Source organism: Nigerium sp. (genome assembly GCF_039811905.1).
In the GTDB taxonomy this organism is placed as follows: domain Bacteria; phylum Actinomycetota; class Actinomycetes; order Propionibacteriales; family Propionibacteriaceae; genus Propioniciclava.
Genome location: NZ_JBDHZL010000108.1, coordinates 1 through 9,228 on the forward strand (window position 1 = coordinate 1; position 9,228 = coordinate 9,228).

Genomic DNA, 9,228 nt, shown 5'->3' on the forward strand with positions numbered 1-9,228 from the left:
GAGCCGTGTGACATCCTCCACACCCCGGTGTGGATTACGCAGCATAGAAACGCACACGGGAGAGCAACGCACCCCGAGCGGGGGCGGGTCAGCGCCGCAGGCCCAGGCGCACCAGGGGCGTCCCGGCGACGAGGGCCGCGAGGACGCCGAGCCACGGGTGCGCGGCGAACGGCCCGCCCGCTGCGCGGAGGGCGATGCAGGCCCAGGCGACGAGGGTCCCCCAGACGAGGGCGAGCCAGTGCCGCGGACGCCACCGGGACGCCGCCCCGGCGAGCCCGGTCGTCCGCAGCGCGACGCATCCGAGGGCCACGAGGAGGGCGACCTGGGCGACGGCGCCCCACAGATCCCGGTCCGACCCGGCGGCGAGCACGCTCACCATCACGGCGACGCCGGTCAGCAGCGTTCCGCGCGGCACCACGGCGCCGCGCTGGGGCACCAGCCGCGGGACGGCGTCCGGGTCGCGCGACAGCAGCGCGAACGGCACCGCGGCGGCCAGCCCGACGGCGGGCGCGACCCACGCCGGCCACTCGATGCCGGCGACTCCGGCGCTCGCGAACAACACGGCCGCGTACGGCAACGTGAACCACACCCCGAACGCCGACCGCCACGAGCGCGCCACCTCGCCCGCCCACGTCGCCGCGGGCCCGATGCCGGGCGCGGCCACCCAGACGAGCAGCGGCAGGAACACGGTGAGTTGGTCCTCCCGCGCGAACAGCGGCACCGTCGCGACGGCGGCGCTCAGCGTCGTCACGACCGCGGCGCCGCCGGCCAGCAGCCAGGGGACGCGTCCGCTCGCCCGCTCGCGGACGTGCCCGCCGAGGACGAGTTCGCCCTCGAAGCGCGGCTGGTCGCGATCGTCGTGAGGTGAATCAGCACGGGGAAGAGTGCTCTGAGACATGGTCGATCCTCGCTCATCGTTCCTGGGCGCAACCTATCCAGCACGATTGAGACACGCGTCGCGGCACGCCGTGGGCGTCCTGAGAATCAACGCAGAAACGCCCCGGAGTTCACAGCTCCGGGGCGTTTCGCGCGGCTATTCCGCTGGGTACTTCACAGGCTCAGGCGGTCCTTCACGATCGCGGCCAGCCGCTCGGCGACCTCGTGGGCCCGCTGATCGGTCTCGGCCTCGACCATCACGCGCACCAGCGGCTCGGTGCCCGACGGCCGCAGCAGCACACGGCCCGAGGTGCCCAGCTCCTGGGACGCCGCCGTCACGGCCGCGTTCACCTCGGGGTCGATGCCGGCGCGCGTCTTGTTCACGCCGGGCACGTTGATGAGCGCCTGCGGCAGCCGCCGCATCACCGCGCCCAGATCGCGCAGCGAGCGGCCCGTCCGGACCATCCGCGCAGCCACGTGCAGCGCCGTCAGGACGCCGTCGCCGGTCGTCGCGAACTCGCTCATGATCACGTGCCCCGACTGCTCGCCGCCCAGCGCGAAGCCGTTGGCGTTCATCGACTCGAGCACGTACCGGTCGCCCACCTTGGTCTGGTCGACCCGGACGCCGTTCTCGCGCATCGCGTTGATGAAGCCCAGGTTGCTCATGACGGTCGCCACGACGGTGTCGGAGTGCAGGCCCTTCCGCTCCTTGAGGGCGAGGGCCAAGATCGCCAGGATCTGATCCCCGTCGATCACGTTGCCCTCGGCGTCCACCGCCAGGCAGCGGTCGGCGTCGCCGTCGAACGCGAAGCCGACGTCGGCGCCGTTCTCCACGACCGCCTTCTTCAGGTCGCCCATGTGGGTCGACCCGCAGCGGTCGTTGATGTTCAGGCCGTCGGGCTCGGCGTGGATGGAGAGCACCTGGGCGCCCTGCGCCTCGAAGGCAGCGGGGCCCGTCATGGAGGACGCGCCGTTGGCCGTGTCGAGCACGACCTTGAGGCCCTCGAGGCTGGAATCGGCACCCAGCGACGCGACGAGGTGCGCCACGTAGGCCTCGATGGCCCCCGGATCCTCCGTCACGCGCCCGACGCCGCCACCCGTCGGCCGCTGCCACTCCTCGCTCATGCGCTGCTCGATCTCGTCTTCCAGATCGTCGTCGAGCTTGACCCCGCCGCGGCTGAAGAACTTGATGCCGTTGTCGGGCATCGGGTTGTGGCTGGCCGAGAGCATGACCCCGAGGTCGGCCCCGGTGTGGTTGACGAGGAACGCGGTGCCCGGCGTCGGGACGACCCCGAGCCGCACCACGTCGACGCCCGCCGACGCGAGGCCGGCTACCACGGCTGCCTCCAGGAACTCCCCGGACGCCCGCGGGTCGCGGGCCACGAGGGCCAGCGGCCGATGGCCGGCGAAGGCGCCGGAGTCGCCCAGCACGCGGGCGGCCGCCACCGAAAGCTCGAGCGCGAGTTCGGCGGTCAGGGCCTCGTTGGCCCGGCCCCGAACGCCATCCGTACCGAAGAGGCGCGCCATGGCCGGATCAGCGCTTGGAGTACTGAGGAGCCTTGCGGGCCTTCTTGAGGCCAGCCTTCTTGCGCTCCTTGGCCCGGGCGTCGCGGGTCAGCAGGCCGGCCTTCTTCAAGGCCGGACGGCTCGCCTCGGTGTCGATGCCGTTGAGCGCGCGGGCGATCGCGAGGCGCAGCGCGCCGGCCTGGCCGGTGAAGCCGCCCCCGACGATCTTCGCGATCACGTCGTAGTTGCCCTCGACGGCCGCCGTGACGAAAGGCTCGTTGATCGTCTGCTGATGCAGCTTGTTCGGGAAGTAGTCGTCGAGCGAACGACCGTTGATCGAGAAGTTGCCGGACCCGGGCACGAGCCGCACGCGGGCGACCGCCTCCTTACGGCGTCCGGTCGCAGCGCCGGGCGCGACGACCGCCGGGCGCTCGCCCGGCGTCGCGGACGACGGCGTCGCCTCGGAGCGGTACGCGATCTCGCGATCGGACTCGTCGGTGAACGGGGTCACCTCGTCGGTGGTCTCGGTGTTCTGCTCGTCAACGGTGTCAGTCACGGTGTTTCCTTGGGTCACTGGGCGATCTGGGTGATCTGGTACGGCTGCGGCTGCTGCGCGGCGTGCGGGTGCTCGGGGCCGGCGTAGACCTTCAGCTTCTTCATGAGCTTGCGGCTCAGCTTGTTCTTCGGGAGCATCCCCCACACGGCGCGCTCGACGGCGTGCCGCGGGTCGGACTCGAGCAGCTCGCCGTACGACACGGACTTGAGGCCGCCCGGACGCCCGCTGTGCCGGTAGGCGCGCTTGTCGGTCGCCTTGTGACCGGTGAGGGCGATCTTGGAAGCGTTCACGACGACGACGAAGTCGCCCGTGTCGACGTGCGGAGCGAAGGTCGCCTTGTGCTTGCCGCGCAGGAGCGTGGCCGCGGTCACCGCGAGGCGCCCGAGAACGACGTCTTCGGCATCGATCACATGCCAGGCCCTGGTGATCTCGCCAGGCTTAGGGCTGTACGTAGACACGGTCGTTGACCATCTTCCATGATTGAGGACTTCGATTCTGCGATGCGCGGGACCGACGAGGGGTCGGCACACCACAGCGCAACAGCGGTTTAGATTACCCTGCGGCCCGGCGGCGGTCAAAACGAGCCGGGCCCGCGGCGTCCGGCCTGGTGGGCGGCGCGTCCGGCCTTGCCCGGACACGCTCGACCAAAACGGACGAACCACGCCGCGTCGAGACCCGACGGTGGCAAGGTAGCGCCATGAGTTCGAAGGTGAACAATCCGATGATCCAGGTGAACAGTCCGGATGATGTGCGCAACGTCGTGTTGATCGGTAACGCGGGGTCAGGGAAGACCTCGTTGTTCGAACAACTCCTGCGGGCGCGCGTCCCCGGCTACAGGGGCGAGAAGGACGACGCGGAGCGCCTTTCTCAGCTCTATCTCGCGTCGCTGCAGACCGGCGACGTCTTCGTCAATCTGTTGGACGCCCCCGGTCACCCCGACTTCGTCGGAGAGCTGCGAGCGGGCATCCGGGCGGCAGACGCGGCGATCTTCGTCCTGAGCGCGGCCGACGGCATCGACGGCGCGGCCCGCGCCCTGTGGGAGGAGTGCGCGGAGGCGGACCTGCCACGCGTGATCGCGCTCACCAAGATGGACGCCGCCCACACCGACTTCGACACCGTCGTCGAAGAGGTGAAGGACGCCTTCGGCGAAGGCGTCTTCCCGATCCACGTCCCGGTCGGGTCGGGCACCGAGATCGACGGGACGGTCGGCGTCTTGTCGCGGCGGTTCCGCGACTACTCGGCGTCCGGCGAGCCGGTGCTGCACGAGGGCGACGCGGGCCACGACGACCTGCTCGAGGAGCACCGCGGGCCGCTCATCGAGGGGCTGATCCAGGAGGCCGAGGACGACGACCTCATGGAGTCCTACCTCGGCGGCGAAGAGCCGACGCGTGAGTACCTCGTGCACGACCTCATGAAGGCGACCGCGACGGCGCGGCTGTTCCCGGTGGTGCCGGTGACGACCGTCAAAGGCGTCGGCACCGAGGAGTTGCTGTCGCTCATCGCGCAGGGGTTCCCGACGCCGAGCCTGCACCCGAACCCCGAGGTGACCCGCCTCAACGGCGACGTCGAGGCGTCCGTCTCCGACCCGGCCGCGCCGCTGGTGGCGCAGGTCATCCGGACGACCACGGACCCGTTCGCCGGACGCCTGTCCATGGTCCGCATCTTCTCGGGCACGCTGCACGCCGACGAGACGGTGCATGTCTCGGGGCACCGCAGCCACTTCCTCGGCAAGGAGGACGGGGCGCACCCCGACCACGACAACGAGGAGCGCATCGGCCAGGTCCAGCAAGCCGTGGGCACCGAACTGAAGCCGAAGGCGTCCGCGATCGCCGGGGAGATCGTGATGCTGCCGAAGCTGACCACCGCGGAGACCGGCGACACGATCTCGGCGAAGGACTCCCCCGGCGTCGTGCCCAACTGGAAGATGCCGGAGCCGCTGCTGCCGCTCGCGATCAGGGCGGCGTCCCGCAACGACGAGGACAAGCTGTCGGGCGCGCTGCAGCGCCTCGCGGTGGAGGACACGACGGTGCGGCTGGCGCGGGGGGCGTCCGATCAGTTGGTGCTCTGGACGACCGGCCAGGCGCACGCCGACCTGCTGCTGAACCGGCTGCGCGACCGCTACGGGGTGAACGTGGTGGCCGAGGACGTGAAGATCCCGCTGCGGGAGACGTTCGTCGCGAAGGCGGACGCGCTCGGGCGGCACGTGAAGCAGTCCGGCGGGCATGGGCAGTACGCCGTGTGCAACATCACGATCGAGCCGCTGGAGCGCGGCGGCGGGTTCGAGTTCGTCGACAAGGTGGTGGGCGGCGCGGTGCCGCGGCAGTTCATCCCCTCGGTCGAGAAGGGCGTGAAGTCGCAGCTCGAGAAGGGCGTCATCGCGGGCTACCCGATGGTGGACGTGAAGGTGACGCTCTACGACGGCAAGTCGCACTCGGTGGACAGCTCCGACATGGCGTTCCAGCTTGCCGGGGCGGCGGCGCTGAAGGAGGCGGCGTCCGACCGGTCGCGCGTGGCGCTGCTGGAGCCGATCGACGAGGTGACGATCACCGTCGGCGAGGAGTACATGGGGGCGGTCATGACCGACCTGTCCGGACGCCGCGGCCAGATGCTCGGCACCGATTCGGTCGACCGCAAGGCGATCATCCGGGCGCTCGTCCCGCAGGCCGAGCTGTCCCGCTACTCGGTGGACCTGCGCGGCATCGGGCACGGCTCCGGCACGTTCACCCGCGAGTTCCACGGGTACGAGTTGCTGCCGCAGAACCTGGCCGACAAGTACGCGGCCAAGGAGTGAGGGGCATCCGCAGGGCGAACCAGTGACGCGGCGGGCGGCGGGCCAATCGGCCCGCCGCCCGCTTGTTCGCCCCCGGCCGGACGCCTCAGGACGCCTGCGCCACGAACTCCAGGACGCCGTCGACGACCATCTGGACGGCGATCGCCGCGAGCAGCATGCCCGCGACGCGGGAGAGCAGCGTCGTGCCCGCGTCGCCCAGAACCCGCCTGATCACCGACGCGAACCGCAGGAACAGCCAGACGGCGAGCATCGCGGCGGCCAGCGCGCCGCCGACGGTCACGTAGCCGAGCGTGTCGTGGGCCCGGTCGACGGCGAGCATCATCGCGACGATCGACCCGGGGCCGGCGAGCAGCGGGATGCCGAGCGGCACGACGGAGACCTGCGCTCGGGCGGTGGCGTCGGCGTTGATCTCGCCGTCGGATTGGCCCATGAGCATCTGGTAGGCGACCAGCGCGAGCAGAAGCCCACCCGACACCTGCAGCGACGCGACGGTGATGTGCAGGTAGGAGAGGATCTGGCGTCCGAACACCGCGAACCCCACGATCACCCCCAGCGCGACGAGTGTCGCGCGCCACGCGATCGACGCGCGCTCGGCGGGGGTGTGGCGGCGCGTCAGCCCGAGGAAGACGGGCAGCAGCCCGGGCGGGTCGAGGATGACGAACAGGGTGAAGAACGTCGAGAAGAACAGGTGCGCGTCGAACACGCCGTCAGGCTAGCTGGCGCGAAGAATCTTCGGCGAGTCGGGGCGTCCGCGCGAAAAGGGACGGCCGCCCGGCCGAGGGGCCGGACGACCGTCAGAATCGGGGTGCCGATGAGGTCGGACGCCGCCGCGCGGCCGGGGCCGCAGGGACCGGCTTACAGCGAGTGCAGCGGGCGCATGCCCAGCGGGATGGAGTCGGTGTCGACGATGCGCTTGCCGAACGGGAACGCGCAGACGGGGATCATCTTGAGGTTCGCGACCCCGAGCGGGATGCCGACGATCGTGGCGAACTGCGCGACGGCCGTGCCGATGTGGCCGATCACGAGCCACCAGCCCGCGATGACGAACCACAGGACGTTCATGATCGCCGAGCCGGCGCCCGCGGTCGGGCGCGCCACGACCGCCTTGCCGAACGGCCACAGCGCGTAGGCGGCCATGCGGAACGATGCGATGCCCGCCGGGATCGTGACGATCAGCAGGCAGGCGAGCAGCCCGGCGGCGAAATAGCCCAGCGCGAGCCAGATCCCTCCGGTCACGAGCCAGACGATGTTGAGCAGGGTGCGCATGGGGGCGTCCTTTCGAGCGGGTCGAGTGTGCGTCCCATGGAACCACGACGGGGGTCGTTTCACACCCGGGACGCCCCCGGCGCGGCCCTGGGGTGGGGTGCTCCTGATCACCCCGCGGTGCCGGATAGCTCGAACGCCTGGAGCGTTGCGGAACGCCCGCAGCGTTTCCACAACGCCTGCAGTAAACCGCGCAACGCCTGCAGCGTTTCCGCAACGCCTGCCTTAATCGAGAACGCTGCCTTACGTAAGGCAGCGTTGCGGCCGGAGCCCGGCGTTTCGAGAACGCCTGCAGCGTTTCGAGAACACCTGCAGCGTTTTGGCCCGAACCCGCGCCGACCGCGTCCACAGGGGCATGACACCCCCTCGACATGGACGCGGACGGATCTAGAATCCCTTCGCCAGCCGTACTAGGGGGAACGCCGATGACGCGGGAGCATCCAGGGGTCCTGAGCCCATCGTCGCGGGTCAAGGAGTTCTACGCGCACCCCGTCGGGCGCGACCTGGTCGACAAGCTGCTCACCGCCACCGGACGCTCGCGCCGCTGGGTCACGAACCCCCTCGTCGGCAACATGCGCCTCTCGACGGTCGGGTTCCTCGCCCGCCCGCTGACCGGCCCCGGGCTGATCGACGCGCTGCTCCGCCTGGCGAACGTCGAGCCCGACGCCCCGTCGTCGGCGCCGGCGGCGTCCGACGAGCATCGGGACGCCTGGTGGAAGCAGGCGGTCTTCTACCAGGTCTATCCCCGCAGCTTCGCCGACTCCGACGGCGACGGGGTGGGCGACCTGGGGGGCGTCCTGGAACATCTGGACCATCTGTCGTCCCTCGGGGTCGACTGCCTGTGGCTGAACCCGATCTTCGCGTCCCCGAACGCCGACAACGGCTACGACATCAGCGACTACCGCGCGGTCGACCCGCGCATGGGGACGCTCGACCAACTGGACGCCCTCATCGCCGGCTGCCACGAACGCGGCATGCGGATCATCCTCGACCTGGTGGTGAACCACACGTCCGACCAGCACCCGTGGTTCCGGGAGGCGATCGCCGACCCGACCGGGCCCTACGGCTCGTACTACTACCTGGTCAAGCCGGACGCCGACCATCCGGACGACCCGCCCAACAACTGGGAGTCCGCCTTCTCGGGGCCCGCCTGGCGCTGGTTCCCCGAGGCCGGACGCTGGGTGCTGCACCTCTTCTCCCCCGGCCAGCCCGACCTCAACTGGGAGAACCCGCGCGTCCGCGACGAGGTCGTCGACATCTGCCGGTGGTGGTTCGACCGCGGCATCGACGGCTTCCGCATGGACGTCATCAACTTCATCTCCAAGATGCCCGGCCTGCCCGACGGCCACCAGTTCGTCGGCGAGATGGTGCAGATCGCCGGCGTCGAGCACTACTTCTACGGGCCGCGCCTGCACGAGTACCTGCGCGAGCTGCGCTCCCGCGCGTTCGCCGCCCCCGACCTGGACGAGCCGAAGGTGATGGTGGGCGAGGGCCCGGGCATCGGCATGGAGACCGGACGCCTGCTCACCGGCGCCGACCGCGGCGAGCTCGACCTCGTGTTCAGCTTCGACCATCTCGTCTCCGCCGGGAACTCCCGCTTCGACGACTACCGCTACGACCTCGACTGGTACAAGCAGTACCTCGTCGAGTACGCCTCGCGGCTCGGCCCGGGCGACTGGATGACCCTCTACGTCGACAACCACGACAACCCGCGCATGCTGTCGAAGATCAACCCCGAGCCCCAGCACCGCGTCGCCCTCAGCAAGCTGCTCGGCACCCTGCTGCTCACCCTCCGCGGCACCCCCTTCCTCTACCAGGGGCAGGAGATCGCGGCCGTCAACCAGCCCTTCGCCGCCATCGACGACCTCCGCGACGTCGATTCGCTCCGCCGCTACCAGACCCTCCTCGACGAGGGCGTGGACGCCGACGCGGCGTGGACGCAGGTGCTCGCCAGCTCGCGCGACCACGCGCGCGTCCCGATGCGCTGGGACGCCTCCCCCGGCGGCGGCTTCACCACCGGGACGCCGTGGATCGTCCCCGCCGAAAAGACGCCCGGCTTCAGCGTCGCCGAGCAGGAGGACGACCCCGACTCGGTGCTCAACCACATCCGTGCGCTCACGTCGCTGCGCCGCTCGTCGGAGGCCCTGCGGCTCGGCGACATCGAGTTCGTGCACCCCGAGCTCCCGCACTACTTCGCCTGGTACCGCACCCACGGCGACGAGCGCTGGTTCATCGA

Annotated in this window: 8 protein-coding genes; 2 read left to right on the top strand and 6 right to left on the bottom strand. The window is 70.6% G+C overall.

Translation table 11 applies throughout. The features are described from left to right. Positions 1-88 precede the first annotated feature (88 nt). The 4 genes from WMJ97_RS13030 to rplM all read right to left on the bottom strand — a co-directional run bounded on the left by WMJ97_RS13030 (position 89) and on the right by rplM (position 3,396). Entirely contained in the window at positions 89-898 is an 810-nt protein-coding gene (locus tag WMJ97_RS13030) for a hypothetical protein (RefSeq protein ID WP_347349432.1), read from the bottom strand. A gap of 152 nt (positions 899-1,050) precedes the next feature. After that, on the bottom strand, positions 1,051-2,403 hold the full coding sequence (gene glmM / locus WMJ97_RS13035) for a phosphoglucosamine mutase (protein ID WP_347349433.1): 1,353 nt from the start codon (positions 2,401-2,403) through the stop codon (positions 1,051-1,053). Positions 2,404-2,410: 7 nt separating this feature from the next. After that, positions 2,411-2,938 carry a 30S ribosomal protein S9 gene (gene rpsI, locus WMJ97_RS13040; RefSeq protein ID WP_347349434.1) on the bottom strand — a complete coding sequence of 176 codons (528 nt, stop codon included), beginning with the start codon at positions 2,936-2,938 and terminating at the stop codon, positions 2,411-2,413. A gap of 14 nt (positions 2,939-2,952) precedes the next feature. After that, the gene (rplM, locus tag WMJ97_RS13045; RefSeq protein ID WP_347349435.1) at positions 2,953-3,396 is read right to left on the bottom strand and encodes a 50S ribosomal protein L13; all 444 of its coding nucleotides are present in this window, start codon (positions 3,394-3,396) and stop codon (positions 2,953-2,955) included. A 239-nt stretch (positions 3,397-3,635) separates the two neighbouring features. Here rplM and WMJ97_RS13050 point away from each other — a divergent pair, with 239 nt between their 5' ends. Next, positions 3,636-5,729: an elongation factor G-like protein EF-G2 gene (locus WMJ97_RS13050; RefSeq protein ID WP_347349436.1), complete on the top strand. Its 2,094-nt coding sequence runs from the start codon at positions 3,636-3,638 to the stop codon at positions 5,727-5,729. An 85-nt stretch (positions 5,730-5,814) separates the two neighbouring features. Here WMJ97_RS13050 and WMJ97_RS13055 read toward each other — a convergent pair whose 3' ends face one another. Together WMJ97_RS13055 and WMJ97_RS13060 are read right to left on the bottom strand one after the other, a co-directional pair. Then, positions 5,815-6,432, bottom strand: coding sequence for a MarC family protein (locus WMJ97_RS13055; protein WP_347349437.1), 618 nt, complete (start codon positions 6,430-6,432; stop codon positions 5,815-5,817). 152 nt (positions 6,433-6,584) lie between these two features. Next, positions 6,585-6,995 carry a YccF domain-containing protein gene (locus tag WMJ97_RS13060; protein ID WP_347349438.1) on the bottom strand — a complete coding sequence of 137 codons (411 nt, stop codon included), beginning with the start codon at positions 6,993-6,995 and terminating at the stop codon, positions 6,585-6,587. 422 nt (positions 6,996-7,417) lie between these two features. Here WMJ97_RS13060 and WMJ97_RS13065 point away from each other — a divergent pair. After that, the coding region (locus WMJ97_RS13065) for an alpha-amylase family glycosyl hydrolase (RefSeq protein WP_347349439.1) at positions 7,418-9,228 on the top strand (1,811 nt) is incomplete at its 3' end.

Coding starts and splice junctions, on each gene's coding strand:
- WMJ97_RS13030 (WP_347349432.1), bottom strand. CDS start 898: ATGTCTCAGAGCACTCTTCCCCGTGCTGATTCACCTCACGACGATCGC.
- WMJ97_RS13050 (WP_347349436.1), top strand. CDS start 3,636: ATGAGTTCGAAGGTGAACAATCCGATGATCCAGGTGAACAGTCCGGAT.
- WMJ97_RS13060 (WP_347349438.1), bottom strand. CDS start 6,995: ATGCGCACCCTGCTCAACATCGTCTGGCTCGTGACCGGAGGGATCTGG.
- glmM (WP_347349433.1), bottom strand. CDS start 2,403: ATGGCGCGCCTCTTCGGTACGGATGGCGTTCGGGGCCGGGCCAACGAG.